The 19,569-nt window shown below is 45.1% G+C and carries 17 protein-coding genes; 12 read left to right on the forward strand and 5 right to left on the reverse strand.

Annotation, left to right across the window (positions count from 1 at the left end; genetic code table 11):
• Positions 1-859: 859 nt before the first annotated feature.
• The 11 genes from R2Q26_RS01225 to metK all read left to right on the forward strand — a co-directional run bounded on the left by R2Q26_RS01225 (position 860) and on the right by metK (position 13,899).
• Positions 860-1,030: a hypothetical protein gene (locus tag R2Q26_RS01225; protein WP_317534592.1), complete on the forward strand. Its 171-nt coding sequence runs from the start codon at positions 860-862 to the stop codon at positions 1,028-1,030.
• Between the two features lie 637 nt (positions 1,031-1,667).
• On the forward strand, positions 1,668-2,207 hold the full coding sequence (locus tag R2Q26_RS01230) for an Hsp20/alpha crystallin family protein (RefSeq protein ID WP_317534593.1): 540 nt from the start codon (positions 1,668-1,670) through the stop codon (positions 2,205-2,207).
• 401 nt (positions 2,208-2,608) lie between these two features.
• Positions 2,609-3,610 carry a PstS family phosphate ABC transporter substrate-binding protein gene (locus R2Q26_RS01235; protein WP_317534594.1) on the forward strand — a complete coding sequence of 334 codons (1,002 nt, stop codon included), beginning with the start codon at positions 2,609-2,611 and terminating at the stop codon, positions 3,608-3,610.
• 72 nt (positions 3,611-3,682) lie between these two features.
• Complete coding sequence (gene pstC, locus R2Q26_RS01240; protein ID WP_317534595.1) at positions 3,683-5,065, forward strand: phosphate ABC transporter permease subunit PstC; 1,383 nt, start codon at positions 3,683-3,685, stop codon at positions 5,063-5,065.
• Complete coding sequence (pstA, locus tag R2Q26_RS01245; RefSeq protein WP_317534596.1) at positions 5,058-6,356, forward strand: phosphate ABC transporter permease PstA; 1,299 nt, start codon at positions 5,058-5,060, stop codon at positions 6,354-6,356. The genes pstC and pstA overlap by 8 nt, the downstream gene beginning before the upstream one ends.
• A 24-nt stretch (positions 6,357-6,380) precedes the next feature.
• Complete coding sequence (gene pstB, locus R2Q26_RS01250; RefSeq protein ID WP_317534597.1) at positions 6,381-7,280, forward strand: phosphate ABC transporter ATP-binding protein PstB; 900 nt, start codon at positions 6,381-6,383, stop codon at positions 7,278-7,280.
• A gap of 29 nt (positions 7,281-7,309) precedes the next feature.
• The gene (gene phoU, locus R2Q26_RS01255) at positions 7,310-8,011 is read left to right on the forward strand and encodes a phosphate signaling complex protein PhoU (RefSeq protein ID WP_317534598.1); all 702 of its coding nucleotides are present in this window, start codon (positions 7,310-7,312) and stop codon (positions 8,009-8,011) included.
• A gap of 161 nt (positions 8,012-8,172) precedes the next feature.
• Positions 8,173-8,370, forward strand: a complete 198-nt coding sequence (locus R2Q26_RS01260; protein WP_317534599.1) for a hypothetical protein — start codon at positions 8,173-8,175, stop codon at positions 8,368-8,370.
• Positions 8,371-8,404: 34 nt separating this feature from the next.
• The gene (locus R2Q26_RS01265) at positions 8,405-9,226 is read left to right on the forward strand and encodes an EcsC family protein (protein WP_317534600.1); all 822 of its coding nucleotides are present in this window, start codon (positions 8,405-8,407) and stop codon (positions 9,224-9,226) included.
• A gap of 302 nt (positions 9,227-9,528) precedes the next feature.
• Complete coding sequence (locus R2Q26_RS01270; protein WP_317534601.1) at positions 9,529-12,651, forward strand: HAD-IC family P-type ATPase; 3,123 nt, start codon at positions 9,529-9,531, stop codon at positions 12,649-12,651.
• A gap of 60 nt (positions 12,652-12,711) precedes the next feature.
• Positions 12,712-13,899, forward strand: a complete 1,188-nt coding sequence (metK, locus tag R2Q26_RS01275; RefSeq protein ID WP_317534602.1) for a methionine adenosyltransferase — start codon at positions 12,712-12,714, stop codon at positions 13,897-13,899.
• 105 nt (positions 13,900-14,004) lie between these two features.
• Here the strand turns inward: metK and R2Q26_RS01280 are convergent, their stop codons facing one another.
• The 3 genes from R2Q26_RS01280 to R2Q26_RS01290 all read right to left on the reverse strand — a co-directional run bounded on the left by R2Q26_RS01280 (position 14,005) and on the right by R2Q26_RS01290 (position 15,327).
• Complete coding sequence (locus R2Q26_RS01280; RefSeq protein ID WP_317534603.1) at positions 14,005-14,505, reverse strand: HMA2 domain-containing protein; 501 nt, start codon at positions 14,503-14,505, stop codon at positions 14,005-14,007.
• 4 nt (positions 14,506-14,509) lie between these two features.
• Positions 14,510-14,866 carry a DUF5132 domain-containing protein gene (locus R2Q26_RS01285; RefSeq protein ID WP_317534604.1) on the reverse strand — a complete coding sequence of 119 codons (357 nt, stop codon included), beginning with the start codon at positions 14,864-14,866 and terminating at the stop codon, positions 14,510-14,512.
• Between the two features lie 170 nt (positions 14,867-15,036).
• Positions 15,037-15,327: an HMA2 domain-containing protein gene (locus R2Q26_RS01290; protein ID WP_090569485.1), complete on the reverse strand. Its 291-nt coding sequence runs from the start codon at positions 15,325-15,327 to the stop codon at positions 15,037-15,039.
• A 272-nt stretch (positions 15,328-15,599) separates the two neighbouring features.
• Here R2Q26_RS01290 and R2Q26_RS01295 point away from each other — a divergent pair, with 272 nt between their 5' ends.
• Positions 15,600-16,619, forward strand: coding sequence for a sodium:calcium antiporter (locus tag R2Q26_RS01295; RefSeq protein ID WP_317534605.1), 1,020 nt, complete (start codon positions 15,600-15,602; stop codon positions 16,617-16,619).
• 217 nt (positions 16,620-16,836) lie between these two features.
• On the opposite strand, the gene R2Q26_RS01300 is transcribed toward R2Q26_RS01295, so the two are convergent.
• Entirely contained in the window at positions 16,837-17,847 is a 1,011-nt protein-coding gene (locus tag R2Q26_RS01300) for a magnesium transporter (RefSeq protein WP_317534606.1), read from the reverse strand.
• Positions 17,848-18,182: 335 nt separating this feature from the next.
• Positions 18,183-19,295, reverse strand: coding sequence for an acyltransferase (locus tag R2Q26_RS01305; protein ID WP_317534607.1), 1,113 nt, complete (start codon positions 19,293-19,295; stop codon positions 18,183-18,185).
• Positions 19,296-19,569 lie beyond the last annotated feature (274 nt).

The following is a 19,569-nucleotide window of genomic DNA, read 5'->3' on the forward strand; positions in this document are numbered from 1 at the left end:
TCATAGAAGTGCTTGGCATTCCAATCTGAATGGCGACTGTGATATTGCTCGGTCAATTATCCTAAAAACCGCAATTGGACGGAGTGGAGCGTGTGGTGATCCAGGTGCGAGGCAAGGCGCGATGAGGCCGCAGGGCCGCCCCCTGCAACGAAGAGCAACGCTGCATTCGCGCCTGGAGCGTCATACGATGCACCTCATAGCGACCTCACCATTCTGGTGAATGAGAAAATTTCGAGAGCGCCTCTATATGTCATGCGCTTAGCTCTTCAATCAAGCGGTCAATTGCGGTTTTTAGGATTATATGACCATCTACCGGTGCCTGCTGGTGTGATATCCGCAAAAGTCGCTTATCCATCAGCGTTTTCAACCAACCTTTCTCATAGCGGTTCACCTAACAACGAAATATTCGATCGCTTACCCAAACAGCAGTGTTGCTCCGCTTGCATGAAGTAGCGTCTTTCCCAATCTCCATATGTTTCTTCAAATCATATTTCCGTTTTTCCTGTATTATTCCATCCGTTTCATCTGAATCCCCTTTGGCTTCAGATGAAAACTATCAGATCATTTGTTACAAGCCTGGGCAAGTTTATTGGTTGATTAAGGATTTTTTATATGTGTAATTAAATTGTCACATGAAGTAGATATCTTAGTGTTTCAGGCGTAATCCTGAAAATATGATTTTGATAGAACTTTTTATGTGAGGAAATAATGAATACAAAAGCAAGAGTATTAATAACGACACTGGCGCGCTGTTATATAAGATTGGTTGCACAAATAGTGATTCTGGTGGTTTCAGGCTTGATCCTAAGAGCATGATTTTGATAAAGCTTTTCATGTAACGACGGTGGATTATGCTGATATGTGTGGATTGGTTACCGACCTGATTTCACTGCGTCGCAGAGCTGGCTTTCCTCTAATTGCAGAGATGTTCATTCCGTTGGTTAATGCCGATATAGCCTGGGCCAGGGTTCCCCACATCGGTCCAACCATGCCACAGCGCAACATACCTGTTACCACCTTTTCCGATTAATCAGTGATTGTCTGATTGTCGTGACATGCAATGTTCCAGATAAAACCCATTAGTACCCGTGCAATAGCCATGGTCGTCTATTGAGTGTTGTATCGGCAATACGCTTGCTTGCCACCTTTACCGCATCAATATATTTCTGCAAAACTAATTGAATAGATGCATAAGCCCGGTTGCTGCTAGGTTGCGGTAAACCACAGCAGCGTTGCTTCTATCTGCGTGAGGTAACATCTTTCCTAACCTTCTTATGCTTCTTCAAGTCGTATCATTTCTGTCGCTACTCCGTTCGTCTTATCTGAAATCTTCCGTCAGATTCAGATAAAACCAATCAGATTAATTGCTATAAATCCGAGCAGTTTATTTGTTTTCTATATATAAGTGTTAGCACGTATTTTTTTTTGTTATTTATTATTTATTATAGATATTGATTTCAATATTAGACCCTTATTTCATCTTATCTTCTTACATTAAAACTTGGAGATCGATCGAATGAGAAAGGGAATAGCGGGATCTCCAATTAAGACTACGCTGCTAATTAAAAAGGCGACGATTAAGTAATTCATGCTTCTTTTTGTAGCTTCTGGTTTGAGAAGCTAATTGACTTAAAAAATGGTCGCTTTCATAGATAAGGAGAACTATTATGACAGGTACCAAACGTCCATCTCAGCCAAGTGAAACGAGTGCCGAGAAACCACCTTCTACTCCCCTTGGTGAGACAACAGCCACACAACCGCCTCCTGGAGAGACCACTACCACTATTATAAAACCATCTTCAGTTCTGCCCAGTAATGTCACTGATCTACTTGTTACTCTTGGAGATTGGCTCGGTAATGTAGGCATACATATAGGAGAAATTCCGCAAATGAAAGCTGATTTAATCGAAAATGCTTCTGCTTATACTCTTCATGCAGATATTCCTGGTGTAAATAAAAGCGACATAAAAGTTCAATTGGAAAGTAACTGTGTTGTCATTAGTGTTGAAAAAAAGAAAGAGGCAGAGCAAAAAGAAGGTGAAAGAATAATTTCTTGCGAGCGCACCTGTGAACCAGTTTCCCGTACATTTAGACTGGATGAGGAAATAGATTTGAATAAGGCTCAAGCCCAATATGAAAATGGTGTGCTGAAATTGACATTGCCAAAAAAATATGTGAAAGCAATCAAGGAGCTCCAAATCGTATAGTTAAGGAAATTCTCCTGCCTATAAACAGGGAATAATTTTTTTCTGCAAAGGAAGATAATTACGTCTAAGTTTGTGGGTGAGAGTATACAGAGTAAAACGACAAGCTATTTTAACCTTATCCTGACTCAATTTATTTATTGAGGTCAGAAGCTAGGGTACACGCTTTAGTGAAGTTATCTGATCAAGATTACAAAAACGTTCATTCAGATGGCTTCATAGCTGGGAAAGCGAATCCTGTTTGGGATGCTATATGCACTTCGAGTGTCATAATCATGTAACAACAGCGCAGTATAACTTAGTCATGGTGAGGGAAATGTAATCATCCATTCTGAAACTGATCAGCGTGTTTTCTCGAGGAGAAAGAAGTGTCTAGAAAATCATTTATTCTGGCAGCTGTTCTAATGGTTTCTGCCGGTTCAGGCTTAACCCAAGCCGCACGCGATTATATTAGTATTGTTGGCTCCTCGACGGTTTATCCCTTTGCTACTGTAGTGGCTGAAACTTTCGGTAAAACATCTGGTTTTAAAACGCCGAAAATTGAATCTACAGGTACAGGTGGCGGTTTTAAGCTCTTTTGTGGCGGGATAGGCGTGGAACATCCTGATATTACCAATGCTTCTCGTGCGATTAAAAAATCAGAGGTCGACTTGTGTGCGGCAAACGGTATCGCTGAGGCTATTGAGGTAAAAATTGGCTATGACGGTATTGCCATTGCCAATTCCAAGAAAACTGCGCCATTGCAACTTTCACGGAAAGATCTGTTTTTAGCGCTAGCCAAGAATGTACCCGATCCCAAGGGCAGCGAAAAGTTGGTTCCCAATCCCTACAAGACCTGGAAGGATGTGAATTCAAAATTACCCAATGTTGCTATTGAAGTGCTGGGTCCGCCTCCCACCTCGGGTACCCGCGATGCATTTGTCGAGCTTGCCATGGAAGGGGGATGTAAAAAGTTTGACTGGATCGCAGCGATAGAAAAAAAGGATGAAAAGCAACATAAGGCAATTTGTCAAACAATCCGTGAAGACGGCGCTTATGTCGAGGCAGGTGAAAACGATAACCTGATTTTGCAGAAGCTACAGGCAAATCCAAAAGCGCTAGGCATTTTCGGTTTTAACTTCCTGGATCAAAATATTGACAAGGTACAAGGTTCAGTCATTGACGGCGTTGCACCAACGTTTGACACGATCGCAGATCACAGTTATCCGATTTCCCGTCCGCTATTTTTTTATGTGAAGAAAGCGCATGTTGGCATGATTCCAGGAATCAAGGAATATTTAAACGAGTTTACCAGTGAAAAAGCTTGGGGTGATAATGGCTATTTATCAGACAAAGGCCTGATTCCTTTGCCAACCGCCGAGCGTGCTGAGGTTGCTCAGACTGTTAAGCAGCTAATTGCAAATTAATCTGTAATTAACCGATTGTAATAGGGTGAGGCAGTTGTACTCTGCGCCACCCTTGCAGACTTGATAGCATATATGCATACGCTCACTCTTGTTTTCATCTTGCTTTTATTAATGGTGGCCTGTTTTTATTTTGGGCGCCGGCGTGCTTTGGTGGTTTCGAATGGTGATATTCGGAAGCTCAACTCATTGCCTGTTTACTATGGCTACTACACAGCACTCTGGTGTGGTATTCCTGCGCTCATCATTTTTACTTTCTGGCAGTTTTCTGAATCAGCGATTATCACAAATCTTGTTATTGCAGGTCTTCCTGAAGATGCCTCCTCACTTTCAAAACAACAATTAAATCTTGTAATCAACGAAATTCGCAACATAGTAAACGGGAACATTGTAGCTGGCACGGCTCGCCCAGAAATCGCCGCAGCAGCTGACCGCTATCGAGAATTGCAGAATATCAGTAACATTGCATTATTCGTTGTGATGATGGCGCTCGGTCTGACTGGCGCTACCTATGCATTATCTCGTGTTGATCAGCAACATAGAGCACGCAATAAGGTTGAAAATACGATTCTGGTTTTTCTGATAGCCTGTTCTTCCATTGCGATATTTACAACATTGGGTATCGTATTGTCAGTTTTATTCGAGGCAATACGCTTTTTCCAGTCGGTGCCCATTACCGATTTTCTATTTGGATTGCAATGGAGTCCCCAAATCGCTATTCGACCCGGCCAGGTTGGCGCATCGGGTGCATTTGGTGCTGTCCCTTTGTTTGTTGGCACCATGCTGGTATCCATCATTGCCATGGTGGTCGCTGTGCCCATCGGTCTGATGTCCGCCATCTATTTATCTGAGTATGCGTCGTCACGTTTGCGTGCCTTGAGCAAACCCATGCTTGAAATTCTTGCTGGTATTCCAACAGTCGTATATGGATTTTTTGCGGCGTTAACTGTTGCTCCCTTTTTTCGAGGTTGGGGTGAGTCGCTGGGACTGGATATTTCATCTGAAAGCGCTTTGGCTGCAGGTGCGGTGATGGGAATCATGATTATTCCGTTTGTATCGTCACTTTCTGATGATGTGATCTATGCGGTGCCCCAATCGTTGCGAGATGGCGCTTACAGTCTAGGGGCAACGCAATCTGAAACCATCAGAAAAATTGTTATACCAGCAGCGCTTCCTGGAATTGTAGCCGGTATCCTGCTGGCGGTGTCACGCGCCATTGGTGAGACCATGATTGTGGTAATGGCAGCGGGCCTTGCAGCAAACTTGACTATCAATCCATTAGAATCCGTTACGACTGTAACTGTCCAAATTGTTACTTTGCTGGTTGGCGACCAGGAGTTCGATAGTCCGAAAACACTGGCTGCATTTGCATTGGGACTGGTGCTTTTTGTGGTAACGCTGATACTCAATGTGATTGCATTGTATGTGGTGAAAAAATATCGTGAACAATATGAATAAATTAGCCTCTTCTAGACCGAAAACGATTGATCTGATCAATGCAAGTCTGCCTAAACGACACTTATCTGAAAAGTTGTTTCGGAGTATTGGTCTGATATCCATCATGATGGGTCTGATGTTTCTTTTTATGCTGTTCTACGGCATTGTGTCAAAAGGTTACACTGCTTTTCAGCAAACATTCATTCAACTGGAAATCAATTTTGATGAACAGTTGCTAGATCCGGGAGGAACACGGCACCGCGATGTACTTTCTACTGCCGACTATAGTGGTCTAGTTAAAGCAAGCTTGAGCAAGATGTTTCCTGATGTAGCTGATCGTAATGAAAAGCGCCTGTTATATAGTCTTGTCAGCACTGGTGCGACTTATCAGTTGAGGAAGATGGTTATGGATAAACCCGCTCTGATTGGGCAAACCCAACTGGTATGGGTACCGGCGGATGATGAGGTAGATATGTTAATTAAGGGACATGTGATACGTGATGTGCCCGAGACAGAACGCCGTCTGCGGGATGTGCAGATTTCGTGGCTTGATCAGTTGGAAGTCAAAGAAAAGCTGGCGCTTAAGTTGAATACCGCATTTTTTACCAACGGTGATTCACGTGAACCGGAGCTGGCTGGAATATGGGGTGCATTGATGGGATCGATTTATACTCTGATCGTGACCTTGATATTATCGTTTCCAATGGGCGTTGCCACAGCAATTTACCTGGAAGAATTTGCTCCCCAAAATAAATGGACAGATTTAATCGAGGTTAATATCAACAATCTCGCTGCTGTGCCATCCATTATTTTTGGGTTACTGGGTCTAGCCGTGTTCATTAACTTCATGAGTTTTCCTCGTTCAGCACCACTTGTTGGAGGATTAGTGCTTGCCTTTATGACTTTGCCTACGATTATCATTGCCAGCCGTGGAGCCTTAAAATCTGTTCCACCTTCCATACGCGAAGCGGCTCTTGGCGTTGGCGCATCAGCAATGCAGACAGTCTATTTTCATGTGTTGCCGCTTGCTATTCCAGGAATTCTTACGGGAACGATTATTGGCATGGCTCGTGCGTTGGGTGAGACAGCACCCTTGCTAATGATTGGCATGGTCGCTTTTATCGTTAATATACCATCAAACATATTTGATCCAGCGACGGTACTCCCAGTACAAATCTTCTTATGGGCAGACAGTCCAGAACGTGCATTCGTTGAACGTACCTCAGCAGCAATTATGGTGCTACTGGGGTTTCTTTTTGTCATGAATGCGCTGGCGATCATCCTTCGCAAGAAATTCGAGCGACGCTGGTAAAATTATTCAGGAAAGGGGTTTTTGATGGCCGATATCGTTGAAATAGAACAGCAAGACAATCAGATTGAACGTCGAAAAAAAGAGCGAAGAAAGCAAACCAGAATACACCTACAAACAGCCATAGTCACCCGGGATAACAGGCAAACTATAGGAGGGATTACCGTCGCTGATCCTCGCATACGCTGCACTGATATCAATGTTTTTTATGGCGACAAGCGTGCCATCAGGAATGTTACGCTCGACATCGGTCGCCAAGAGATTATTGCCATGATTGGTCCATCTGGTTGCGGAAAATCCACTTTTCTGCGTTGTTTGAATCGAATGAATGACACCATAGAAAACTGTCATGTGACCGGAAAAATCATGATGGATGGCCAAGATATCAATGACAAGTCAATTGACGTGGTGCCCTTGCGTGCCAAGGTTGGAATGGTTTTCCAGAAACCCAATCCTTTTCCAAAATCCGTATACGAAAACGTTGCATTTGGACCACGCATTCATGGTCTAGCCAAAGACAAAGTCGAGCTGGATGAAATCGTGGTGACAAGTTTGAAAAGAGCAGGGCTTTGGGAAGAAGTCAAAGACCGTCTTGATCAGCCAGGAACGAGCTTATCCGGTGGGCAACAGCAGCGTTTGTGTATCGCGCGTGCGATTGCAGTCAATCCAGAAGTCATTCTCATGGATGAGCCTTGTTCTGCGCTTGATCCTATCGCGACTACCAAAATTGAAGAGTTGATGGATAAACTGTGTGCCGATTATTCGATCATTATCGTAACGCACTCCATGCAACAGGCTGCACGTGTGTCGCATCGTACCGCGTATTTTCACCTCGGCGATCTAATCGAGGTCGGTACAACCGAACAGATTTTCACCAAGCCTAGGCATCAGTTGACTGAAGATTATATTACAGGCCGTTTTGGTTAAATGCTTAAAGTGAATCAAGGAGAATGAACATGGCTACCGGACTCGAAGGTCATACTTTTCGACGTTTTGATGGCGAGTTGTATCGCCTTCATACTGAGGTACTACAAATGGCTGGACTTGTTTATGATCAAATCCAAATGGCGCTTGAATCTTTTCAGCAACAAAATCTGGATATTGTACGGGTGGTAAATGAAAGAGAATCGCAGGTAGACGCTTTGGAAAAAAGTATAGACAGTGCAATCGCTGAAATACTGGCAAAACGCAGCCCGGTAGCTCGTGATTTGCGGGCCGTTATGGCTTTCTCAAAAGCAGTTACCGACCTTGAACGCTTGGGTGATGAGGCTACTAAAATAGCTTATATTGCTACAACCCTGTATAACAATGAGCACACTACCCCAAGTAATTACTTGCTCCGAGACGTCAGTGTAATGGGCAAACTTGCATGTGCCTTGCTAAAAGAAGCGATTGAAATTCTGGATGTTCTTGATCTGGAGAGAGCTGAAAAGCTATTAAACAGCCATGATGATCTTGGCGAAGAATTCCAGGCAGGATTACGAAGGCTTACCACATACGTGCTAGAAGATGCGCGAAACGTTGGGCACATCATCAATATTGTGCTGGTCATGAAATCACTGGTACGTATTGGTGAGCACGCTCGCAATTTGGCGGAGTATGCAGTGTATATGGTTAGCGGTGAGGATATTCGACATGCCGAGATTGAACAGGCTTGAGCCAGAGTACTTAATAGTTTAGTCTAGAGCTTTCCTCACGATACGTCTGCTTATCTCCAGTGCCATAACGCTATTCCTGATTTTTGCTAAAATCAAACGATGAATATTTAAAGTTTAAACCTAAGAACCGCGGCTGACCACTTGATTGGAGAGTTAGATCCATGACATATAGAGGCATTTTCGAAATTTTCTCATTCACTAGAATGGTGAGGCCGCTACGGGGTGCATCATATGTCGCTCCAGGCACGAATGCGGCGTTGCTCTTCGTTGCAGGGGACAGCCCTGCGGCTTCACCGCGCCTTGCCTCGCATCTGGATCACCACACGCTCCACTCCATCCAATTGCGGTTTTTAGGTTAAACAAAATTTCTTTTACACTAACTACAGGTAAGAAATGACTGAAATCCTGCAACTCACGCCTGAGGATGCGGAGGCACTACGTGTTGCCCATCAGCATCTGGAGCATCCCAGCTTGGCGGCGCGCCTGACCAATTTTGTCGGTTTGCCGATTGAGCGCAGCCTCAAGTTGTTGCCCAGGACTTGGCACGAGAACCTGCGTCAGGGCATGAGCCGCACCCTGCTGACCGCACTGGAAAGCGTGATCAGTCCCCTCGATAGCCAGCCTGGCATACCTGCTCAAGAAGGGTACCATAAGCTATTGGCGGCCACTTCAGGGGCTCTTGGGGGGTTTTTTGGACTACCCGCTGTTATTGCCGAGTTGCCTATGTCCACAATCATTACTTTACGGGCTATTGCTGACATTGCGCGCAGCGAGGGTGAAGATCTGAGTGATTTGCGCACCCGCCTTGCTTGCCTGGAAGTCCTGGCACTAGGCGGTCGCACTGAGGAGGATGATGCTGCAGAAACCGGCTACTACGGCGTCCGCATAGCCTTGGCCCTGCACTTATCCAGGGTCCCAGAGAAGGTCTTGGAAAAAGGCATCCTTCAGCCATCCCACCCAGCCATGGTGATATTGATCGCTGCTATTGCTGCCCGTTTCGGGGTCGTGGTTACTGAAAAGGCTGCGGTTCAGATGGTTCCCATACTGGGTGCCTTGAGTGGGGCGCTGGTGAATGTTATCTTCATTCAGCACTTTCAGGACATTGCCCGCGCTCACTTCTTGGTGCGCCGACTGGAGCGCAAATACGGTCCTGAGCTGATACGTCGGGAATACGAGAACTATAGCCGTACGGAGCGGAGTCCAGTCAGCAGATAGTAGATAGACTATAAATGTGAACTGAGAAAAGTGATATGTGTGTTATGCAGCAGAAACGCCGCGCCCGTCTAGCAGGCTGTTGAAAAACGTATTCGAGGCAGTCGATGATAGGCAAAAACAGGCGAAAAAAGCGGAGTTTATATCTGATAAATGAGCATTTTGAGCCTGTTTTTAACACCGCGGCGGCAACGTAGATAGTTTTTCAACAGCCTGCTAGCATAAAAAAGCTATTCCTTTTGTGGCTGCACAATACGCTTTAGTTACTGTCCAACTACTAAAATAATCTGTGCAGCAAAATTTATATGATGGTCAGCGATACAGAATTCAAATCAACGCTGCAAGTTTCACCTTATTCGGGTAAGAAATCCATTAAAATCCGAATAGAGCCTGTGCACACCTGCGTACCGGGCAGAGCGCGCTATCACATAAATATCTTGTACCGTACATCTGCTTTGGGCCAGGAGCTGGAGCAGCAAATGGGAGCGATCTCAGGCATTATGGCAGTTAGAGTGAATAGCTTGACTGGGTCAGTAGTGATTGTTTATGGCAAAGATATCGCGCTGGATAAACTGCCTTATTTGTTGCTTGAAGCCTGCAAGCGAGCGATTAAAAATCTTCGCTTCACCGGATCGTTAACCAAAACCGATGCAGCATTAGTTGATTTTGCTACCTATTTCGATTCGCTGTGGAAACGAACGCAAAACTTATTTACTTCACCACAGGATACCTCCGCAAGCCCAAGGGTGTCTCAAGATAATATCGATTGGCACATCCTTGATACAAACCAGATCTTAGAAAAATTTCATGTGGATGCGCAGCAAGGCTTGGATAAAAATTCGGTCCAACGAATGCTGCAACTGTACGGCTTGAATCAATTGCCGAAAATCGCCAGACGTTCACCTATTAGCATGTTTCTTGAGCAGTTGCTTACACTACCGGTAGGTTTGCTCGCAGCATCCGCGCTAGTCTCATTAGCAACAGGTGGGATATTGGATGCAGGCATTATTATGGGTGTAGTGCTTGTTAACGCGAGTATTGGTTTTTATACAGAAATGCAGGCGGAAAAAATTATTAGTTCACTGACAAAAATTACCCCGCGGCATGCGCAGGTCATTCGTGACGGTGAGCTCCAGCCCATACCCCATGTGAGTGTAACTATCGGCGATATTTTGGTGCTGCAGCCCGGTGATTTTGTCGCCGCAGATGCGCGTGTAATTAAAACCAGTCAGCTCACCGTGGATGAATCAGCCTTAACCGGTGAGAGCATGCCCGTTTCAAAAATTGCGCTTCCCCTTGCGAGACAAGATACACCGCTCGCAGACCGGCGCAACATGGTGTACATGGGCACCATGATAACCGGCGGCAATGGCGTAGGTGTTGTCATCGCGACCGGTGTTAATACACAAATTGGACAAATACAAAGCCTCGTTGGTGAGGCGCGTCCGCCTGAAACACCCATGCAACAGGAATTAGGTCATATTGGTACCCAATTAGCGCTCACAAGTGGTGCAATCTGTTTGGGTATGTTTGCGCTAGGAATGTTGCGCGGTTATGGTTTATTGCAAATGTTGAAGAGTTCTATATCACTGGCCGTAGCAGCAGTGCCGGAAGGATTGCCGGCTGTGGCCACTACCACGCTTGCACTCGGTATTCGCAAGATGCGCAAATATAATGTAGCGGTACGCCATCTTGATGCAGTTGAAACGCTAGGTTCGGTACAAGTTTTTTGCCTGGATAAAACCGGTACATTAACCTTAAACCGAATGACTGCCGTTACGGCTCATGTGGGTGGCAAGCACTATCTCGTATCTGGTGAACAATTACTGATAGGCGATAAACCTGTATCAGGATTTCCCGATGACAGTTATCGGCGTTTTCTGGAAATTATCAGTCTTTGCAATGAATCGATGCTGCCAAATAGCAGGCAGCAAACTCGCCTGAACGGTACGCCCACAGAAAATGCCCTGTTGGAGTTAGCCAGATTCAGCGGCTTGGATATTACATCATTGCGGCAGTTATACCCCTACTACAAAATCAAGCACCGTGCGGAGAACCAACCGTATATGTGTACTTTTCACCGCTTGCCGCATGAGCGCTACCTCATTGCCGTGAAAGGGAGCCCGCAAGAAGTATTAACCCTATGTGATTTTTACCAAGACCAAGAGGGCATGCATTCCATAGACGATGCTTTTCGTACCTCGGTGATCAATATTAACAATCAAATGGCGGGCGATGCACTGCGCGTGCTGGGTGTAGCTTACGCGGAGAAACCTATGCAAGAGGAAGAGGTCCCTGCCCATTTGATCTGGCTTGGGTTGGTAGGCATGACCGATCCGTTACGTACCGGCATGCCCGACTTGATGCGTTTATTCCATCGAGCTGGAATTCATACCGTCATGATCACAGGAGACCAGGCCAGTACCGCTTATGCAATTGGCAAACAACTGAATTTGAGCAACGGTAAACCGCTACAAATTCTGGATTCTACTCGCCTGGAAAAACTCGATCAGAAAATATTAAGCGGCGTGATTCACGATGTGCATGTATTTGCCCGTGTTAGCCCAGCCAACAAACTGCAAATTGTGCAAGCTATCCAGAAGACCGGCAAGATTGTCGCTATGACCGGGGATGGCATTAACGATGGTCCGGCACTAAAGGCAGCGAATATCGGAGTCGCCATGGGTGGCGCATCTTCCGATGTGGCGCGTTCGGTTTCAGATGTCGTGTTGGAAGACGACAACTTGCATACTATGATCATCGCTGTGGAGCATGGGCGTACTATTTATAACAACATCCGCAAGTCCATTCACTATCTGATATCAACCAACATGTCCGAAATCGAAGTGATGCTGGTCGGTATTGCAGTAGGGGCGGGTGAAGTATTAAGTCCAATGCAACTTCTGTGGATCAATCTTATAACTGATATATTTCCGGGGCTTGCTTTATCCATGGAAGCGCCGGCTGCAGATATAATGTTGCAACCGCCACGTGATCCTCAAGAGAAAATCATAAGGCGCCAAGATTTAATACGTATGGCGCGGGAATCCGCAATCATCACCACCGGATCTATGGCAGCATATGGCTACGGATTTTTACGCTATGGTATTGGTCCGCAATCTAACACTATACTTTTCAATTCGTTGACACTCGGGCAATTGCTCCATTCGATTACCTGCCGCTCAGAAACCCACTCAATATTTAGTCGTGGCGCATTGCCGCCTAATTCATATTTAAATTATGCTATTGGAGTGTCTGGTCTATTACAAGCTATGGTAATGCTGGTTCCTGGTTTGCGAAGCCGGCTTAGATCATCACCCCTAAATGTACTCGATTTGTTAGTCGCTCTAGGGGGGGCTGCAGCCCCCATGCTGATCAATGACAGTTTCAAACACATCATCAAGCCTTTAAATACACAATCCATATGATTAAAGTAATACAAGCACATTGACTACTGATGTTTCACAAACAATTAAGGAGGCGGCAATATGACAGCAAATTTTATATTTACATCCGCGTCGGTAACTGCCGGGCATCCGGATAAATTGTGTGATCAAATCAGCGACGCCATTGTTGATCAATTCCTACAACAGGATCCTTACTCGCGAATTAATGCGGAGTGTGCGGTAGCAAGTGGTGTGATATTCATTGCAGCACGGTTTGCATCGAGTGCGGTGGTGGATATTCCTGAGGTTACCCGCCATGTTATTGAGAATGCGGGCTATACTCAGCCTGACTTTAATGCAAAAGATTGCACCATTCTTACCAATTTTGCTGAGTTGCCAACAGATGAATATGTCACACGTGATGAAACACAAATGAGTGATGCGGAGTTGGACAACATTACTGCAGAAAATCATGCAACAGTGTTCGGCTATGCCTGTAAGCAAACGCCGACTATGCTGCCTATGCCAATTTGGCTGGCACATCGATTCGTACGGCAATTGTCGCAGGTGCGTGAAAGTGAACGTATATCCGGTTTGTTGCCCGATGGAATGTCGGAAGTCGCAATTGAATACATAGACAATAAGCCGGAGCGCATGCACAGCATGGTGTTGGTTGCCAGTCACAATGAAGTTCACTCCGATAATGTTAAAGATTTAAATGCTGCATTAATCAAACATGTGATTGAACCAGTTGTCGAACAAACCGGTATTCGTATTGATAAAGACACCAATATTTACATTAATCCACAAGGTCCTTTCTTCGGCGGGGGCCCCAAAGTGCATGCAGGGCTTACTGGGAGGAAAGTGGCTATCGATGGGTACGGTCAATATTGCCGCATGGGCAGCGCTGCACTGAGTGGAAAAGATCCATTGCGCATAGACCGTACAGGGAATTATATCGCCCGTTACGCTGCGAAAAATATTGTTGCGGCAGGACTGGCAGAAGAATGTGAAGTGTTGGTGAGTTACTGCATAGGTCAAGCAAGGCCAGTAACAGTCCAAGTCAATACCTTTGGTACTGGCAATATTTCCGATTATGACATTGCAGCGCGTTTACTCGATGTGATTGATTTCCGGCCAGGTGCTGTGGTTAAACAATTCAATTTGCGAACTTTACCGGACAATAGGGATGGTTTTTATCGGAGACTTGCAGTGTATGGCCATGTGGGCAGGGATGATATTGAATTGCCTTGGGAAAAAACAGACTTGATAAATTTATTATCCAGTTAAGGAGCTAAGAGAGTTCTGAACAACTGTCTTTACAAGCGAATTGCTACATTTTGGGTAGCGCTCAAAAATTAGCGAGCGATAAATTGATTGTTCCTTTTCGCAATGTTATGGCTTTTTAGGCTTTATCAATTGGATGGCATACCAGAACAGACTGAGCGCATTGCCAAATACAGAGCCTCGTGTAAGTTGCCGCGCAGCAATCATTATGAAACTAATAAACAGGATAGAACGCAAATCTAGAGAACCATTACTGAATTCTTTTAAAGTAGAATCTAATGATGCAAACGTGTTTGAGGCTTTTTGCGCAGCAGTTTGTTGGTCAGTTGCTGTAAATACCTCGCCAGATTTTTCGATCTCATAATCTTTCGATTCGAAGTCAAGTAAGGGATGGTTTTTTATGCGCTCAATCAACGTATCTTGTTCGATCTCGCCATAAAGCAGCAAAACACTGCCAGTTAATACATTTGCCGTGACCTGCTTGACACCATCAAAACTACTACAATATACCTGCAAATCTTCAAAAAAAGATGGATCGTAGCGTTTCGCGGGTACTTTGAAACGAATTCTCCCGGGAGTAATATGGATAATTTGCGCTGACCATTTCATAAAGCTAGGATGTGGGAGGCGCTTTTTGTTCCGGAACTGTTTCAGACCCTGCTTCTGAGATATCTACGCTATCTTCGATAATCACTTCTGTTGTTGCCGTTGCAGATGCTGCTCTCGCCCGTTCCTCATCAATTTCTGCCCGGGCTTCTGCAACCAGATCTTCAACTACTTCTCCCAATTCGGCAGCAGTTTCGCGACCCTTATTCAAAAGCAGAATGCCAGATTTGATTGCCGCACGCGCTAAAGGTCTTGCAGCTTGCACAACTGCGGGCAGTATGACCGGCGCCAGAATGGCTGCAGCAATGCCTATTGCAAAACCCTTGCCAGTACTACTTTTAAAAAAATCTTCGACTGACATCATCACCTCGAAATAAAAAGTGGGCAGTGTTCGTTCGGTGAATTAAAAATATAACTTTCAGTATAAGATGCTGATACTGAAAGTTATCAGATCAGCATAAGTTTAAAGCCAATACGTTATAGATTAATTTTCCTTATTCCATCAAGCATTGCGCAAATTTATAAATACCAATGTTATTCAACCAGATACGGCCGCAATTTTTCCGTATCTAAATCCGGAAATAATTTTTTTAAAGTTGCTAATAAGTGATCAGAATTTTTTGCATCCTTAATGGCATATTTATCATACTTGACCAGCACGCTGCCTGTCAGTGCATTGATTTCTACTTCAGTAATACACAGCGTATTCGATAATTCTATTTCTACTTTTTTTGCAAAAGTTTCATTATTTTTTACTTTATCAACTTTTAAGCGCACGCGTCCTGGAGAAAAATGCGAGATTCTGATGCCTGGAAAGCTAAACATGATTGATACTTTAATGATTAACTTAATTTAGAGCAAGTGATTCAGCTAAATTGTTGCTGAGTACATGCACTTAAACATTGGTGTCTTATTGTTAGTAATCGATATATTGTACGAATTGATGGTATATAAGTAGACAGCTTATTGTCAATTTATGAATTCGTTGGCGTGTTTGACTGCCAATCCGAATTTAAGTAAAAAAGCAAAGGGACGTTTATTTTTTCTATAGACGTCTACAACACTACACTTTGTTAAGAAAGGAGGGCTTCTGCTTGATGATATCGCCCTACGCCTTACCTTGGCTGGAGTTCCTGCTCTGTCTGTCAGTAATCGGCTATGCCGGCGTCAAGCTGTCGGTATTCGGTGACGTTATCGCTGACAAGACCGGATTAGGCGGTAGCTGGGTCGGTGTGATAATGCTGGCAACTGTCACTTCGCTGCCCGAGTTGGTGACGGGTGTGATTTCCGTGACTGTCGCTGAATTGCCGGATATTGCCGTGGGCAATGCCTTGGGTGCCTGTGTCATCAATCTCTTCATTTTAGTACTATTGGACTTTTTGCACCGTGGCGAATCTGTCTTTCAGGAATCGAGCCAGGGCCACATCCTCTCGGCCAGTTTCGGTGTGTTGATGATAGGTTTTGTGGGCTTCAGTATCCTGCTATCCCACAACGGCTATCAGCTAAGTTTCGGGCACATGGGGTTTTACACATTCATATTAGTGATCATGTATGGTGTAGCCGTGCGCAGCGTCTTCCAATACGAAAAAAATCATGTGGCGGCTTTTGCCGATCATGCGCCAGATCGGCGGCCAGACCTGAGTCTCTTCCAGTCCGTGGCACGTTATGCGGCGGCCGCCGTGTTGGTGGTGATCGCGGCCATCGCGCTCCCTTTCGTAGGTGAGCATATCGCGCAGGATATGGGCTGGCAACGCAGCTTCGTGGGTACGGTATTTATCGCCTTGGCTACCAGCATCCCAGAGATGGTAGTCTCCATCGCTGCCATGCGCATTGGCGCACTGAATATGGCGGTGGCCAGTTTGCTGGGCAGCAACTTGTTTACTATGTTCATCCTTGCGATCGACGATGTACTTTATACTCGCGGACCATTACTGGCTCATGTCTCGCCTGTGCATGGTGTTTCGGCATTCTCCGCGGTCATGATGACTAGTCTTGCCATTATCGGGCTTTTTTATCGGCCCAACGGCCGTGTTCTCCACACCGTCGGCTGGACGAGTCTCTTTATGTTCGTTGTCTACCTGCTCAACACGTATATTCTCTATCTGTATGAACATTGATGCTGGGTAGTGAAGCAGGGTGTTCCTCCCACAACTGCGTTTAGTCAGATATGTCCAGCACGTGCTGCACTCTGCTGCTGGGGATCCTGTGCGCTGTCGTTATCACTCTTCCCAAGGTGGCAAACTTGTTGACTGGAATGGTTTACATCGCTCAGATGACCAAGCGCGATAAGTGGGGAAGCTCTGGATCATGCTGAAATACTATCTTAGCAGGCTGTTAGAAAACAAGCATACTTACGACCAGGAAATACACTATCAAGCTCAAGATATCCTGGATGATTGTTGCGAGCGGACCGCTTCCATAAGCAGGATCAGTGCCTAATCGTTGTAGCAGCCATGGCAGAAACATCCCGATCGTCGATGCTAACGACGAGGCAATGACTAGCGACAACGAGACGGCTATCGCTAAATTGAAATCGGCAAAAACCACCCATATAAAGGGGAAAGTTAGCAAGCCCAGTATAACGCCGATAATCATTCCGGTACGCGACTCACCCATCACCAAATGATGCAAATCAGCTTGAGACAAGGATAGACCGCGTACCGCCACAGCTTCGCTTTGTGTTCCAATCGCATCGGCAATATATACCAGACCTGGTACAAAAAACGCGATCGCAACATTTCGGGTAAGCTCCGCTTCGAATGACGAAACTAGCAGTGCTGACAGCATCGAGCCAAGCAAACCGACGATCAGCCATGGTAAACGATGGCGTACGCGCCGTAGTGGCGGTAATTCGAGAGCCTCACGTGCGACATCGGACTCACGTCCGATACCAACCAAGCGGTGTAAATCCTCGACGTGTTCGCGCCGCAGGATATGCATCAGCGCATCAGAGGGGACGGTGCCTAACAAAAAATGATGATGGTCGACGACGGCCACAGCATTATGCCTATGATGCAAAGCAATCGACGCCACCCGTTCCTGATCAACTTCTGGATACACATATGGCGGATTTTTGTGCATGACATTATCGATATGTGCATTAGGTGCAGCTGCAAACAACTCGGAAATCGATATGACGCCGATCAACTTGCCAGCCAGCTCGGTTACACATATCAACTCAATATTTTCGTAAGCTTGTTTAGATAGATTTGCACGCACTGCAGCAACGGTTTCGGTTGGAAGTGCGCGTGGTACTGACGCAACCAAATAGCGACCAGCTGTTTCAAAATGTTGGCGAACTGTCGATAGCTTATGGCGAGTGGACTCAGCTTTGTGTTTATTCATGATTCTCCGGGATATAGGTGAAATAAGATTTTACTCGCGTTAAGTAAATGCATACAGGAAGAGCGCTATGAGACTGTTCCAAACGCTTTGATCAGCATGATTCTGGCTTTGTTAAACTTAGATTCCTCAGTCGATCGCTCGTTCTGGTGTTAATGTTATGAATATAATAATCTTTCTTATAAATTTCATTTGTATCTTGGGGGTGTTTCTGCTCCGGTGCAGATTGCGCGATTTTGCAAGCACATGGCTGTGTTGCACCTTGCCTTGTACTCGCAAAACCACACGCGCCATCCCGTCCAATTGAGGAATCTAGATTAAATTAACAACAATTCTATTTAACCTAAACGACTTGTCAGTATTCCCAGGAGACCGCTTATCATGTAGCCCAGAGGCGACCATAAGCATATCTTATTCGTGATTGGGCGGTTTTCAATCCACTTGAAAAGCAAATGACCACCCGCGATACTGGCACACACGGCAAGAATCATTCCAAATAAATTAATGCTGGGTTGATGGGGTAAAAAACGAAAGAATGCCGCATTAATGATTAGGCATAACGGAAAATGAATGAGGAATATAGAATAAGATATACGGCCAAGGTAAATCAGAAAATTTGGGATGAGCCAACTTTCCAGAACGCTACATGGTCTGACTAAACCTAGTATGAGCGTTACCGTGCCAGTAACTGCGATGCGAGAGCGAAAATCCACTAGTAAGGCTCCTATAACCAATAAACTTAGCAACATTAGCCCGAAGAAATAATTTTGCCTGCTGGAAACCCAATAAACTAGAATGCCAAGACCGTATGAGCCAAAAAAATAGAAAGCAGTTTCATCCCAGTAATGATCTCTATTGAATATAAACAGAGAAATCGCGGTTAGCACAGTTATCAAAATTGGATTAATTAATTTTAGATCTGGATACCGGCTCTCGATTCGGCTCGAGAACCATAACACAGTGACTGCAAGGACAAATAGTTGAAAATCAATCGCCACAAACCAAATACCTGCAGAGAGCGCTTCCTGATTGAGCAGATCCTGCAGCAAAAATATATGCGTTATAAGCTGGAGGAAATTGGGTGTGTTGGGGATGGAGTCATGAATCATCCAGGCTCTTGCTAATGCTGCACATCCGATTGCTAAAGTGAGTGCAGCAAGATACGGAATGACCAGTCGAACATAGCGTTGCTTGATGATATGAATTGGATCAGTGACAAGAGATATTCCATAGGGTGCAAGTTTCCTGGCTGACAAAAATCCTGATATGACAAAAAAGATTGGTACAGCGAGTCGTCCGTATTCGCGAAGCCACTCAATTAAATTAGGAATCAAAGGATAGGCAAAATTCGGCATGGGACCATACAATGCCAGGTGATGACCAACGATCAGCAAACATGAAATTGCTTTGAGTGCATCAATAAGCGGCATTCTTGAAGAGTCTGTTTGCATTGACTTTATCGTTGTTGGTTATTGGAGATGAAAGAAGGATGCAAATCTGACTTTGTCGGCTTCTCCGCCGCATTATTTATACTGTCTGCGGCTCGCTCTTACGTCATGTTTGATTTGGAAATGAAAGAATAAGTTGCTGCTTCGTTATGTGTGCTCGCCCATTCGCCTATCTATATAATATGTCTCATGTTCTGCACTTTGTGCGCATTGCTCTGTATCCATTTCGCTCACTTATGCAAACCCTCTTTCGTTGCTAATAACAAAAAGATCAGCA

The sequence above is a fragment of the Nitrosomonas sp. Is37 genome (assembly GCF_033063275.1).
In the GTDB taxonomy this organism is placed as follows: Bacteria; Pseudomonadota; Gammaproteobacteria; order Burkholderiales; family Nitrosomonadaceae; genus Nitrosomonas.

Coding starts and splice junctions, on each gene's coding strand:
- R2Q26_RS01230 (WP_317534593.1), top strand. CDS start 1,668: ATGACAGGTACCAAACGTCCATCTCAGCCAAGTGAAACGAGTGCCGAG.
- R2Q26_RS01285 (WP_317534604.1), bottom strand. CDS start 14,866: ATGATGTCAGTCGAAGATTTTTTTAAAAGTAGTACTGGCAAGGGTTTT.
- R2Q26_RS01270 (WP_317534601.1), top strand. CDS start 9,529: ATGATGGTCAGCGATACAGAATTCAAATCAACGCTGCAAGTTTCACCT.
- R2Q26_RS01260 (WP_317534599.1), top strand. CDS start 8,173: ATGACATATAGAGGCATTTTCGAAATTTTCTCATTCACTAGAATGGTG.
- R2Q26_RS01280 (WP_317534603.1), bottom strand. CDS start 14,505: ATGAAATGGTCAGCGCAAATTATCCATATTACTCCCGGGAGAATTCGT.
- R2Q26_RS01290 (WP_090569485.1), bottom strand. CDS start 15,327: ATGTTTAGCTTTCCAGGCATCAGAATCTCGCATTTTTCTCCAGGACGC.
- R2Q26_RS01305 (WP_317534607.1), bottom strand. CDS start 19,295: ATGCAAACAGACTCTTCAAGAATGCCGCTTATTGATGCACTCAAAGCA.
- phoU (WP_317534598.1), top strand. CDS start 7,310: ATGGCTACCGGACTCGAAGGTCATACTTTTCGACGTTTTGATGGCGAG.
- R2Q26_RS01300 (WP_317534606.1), bottom strand. CDS start 17,847: ATGAATAAACACAAAGCTGAGTCCACTCGCCATAAGCTATCGACAGTT.
- metK (WP_317534602.1), top strand. CDS start 12,712: ATGACAGCAAATTTTATATTTACATCCGCGTCGGTAACTGCCGGGCAT.
- pstC (WP_317534595.1), top strand. CDS start 3,683: ATGCATACGCTCACTCTTGTTTTCATCTTGCTTTTATTAATGGTGGCC.
- R2Q26_RS01235 (WP_317534594.1), top strand. CDS start 2,609: ATGGTTTCTGCCGGTTCAGGCTTAACCCAAGCCGCACGCGATTATATT.
- R2Q26_RS01295 (WP_317534605.1), top strand. CDS start 15,600: ATGATATCGCCCTACGCCTTACCTTGGCTGGAGTTCCTGCTCTGTCTG.
- R2Q26_RS01265 (WP_317534600.1), top strand. CDS start 8,405: ATGACTGAAATCCTGCAACTCACGCCTGAGGATGCGGAGGCACTACGT.
- pstB (WP_317534597.1), top strand. CDS start 6,381: ATGGCCGATATCGTTGAAATAGAACAGCAAGACAATCAGATTGAACGT.
- R2Q26_RS01225 (WP_317534592.1), top strand. CDS start 860: ATGTGTGGATTGGTTACCGACCTGATTTCACTGCGTCGCAGAGCTGGC.
- pstA (WP_317534596.1), top strand. CDS start 5,058: ATGAATAAATTAGCCTCTTCTAGACCGAAAACGATTGATCTGATCAAT.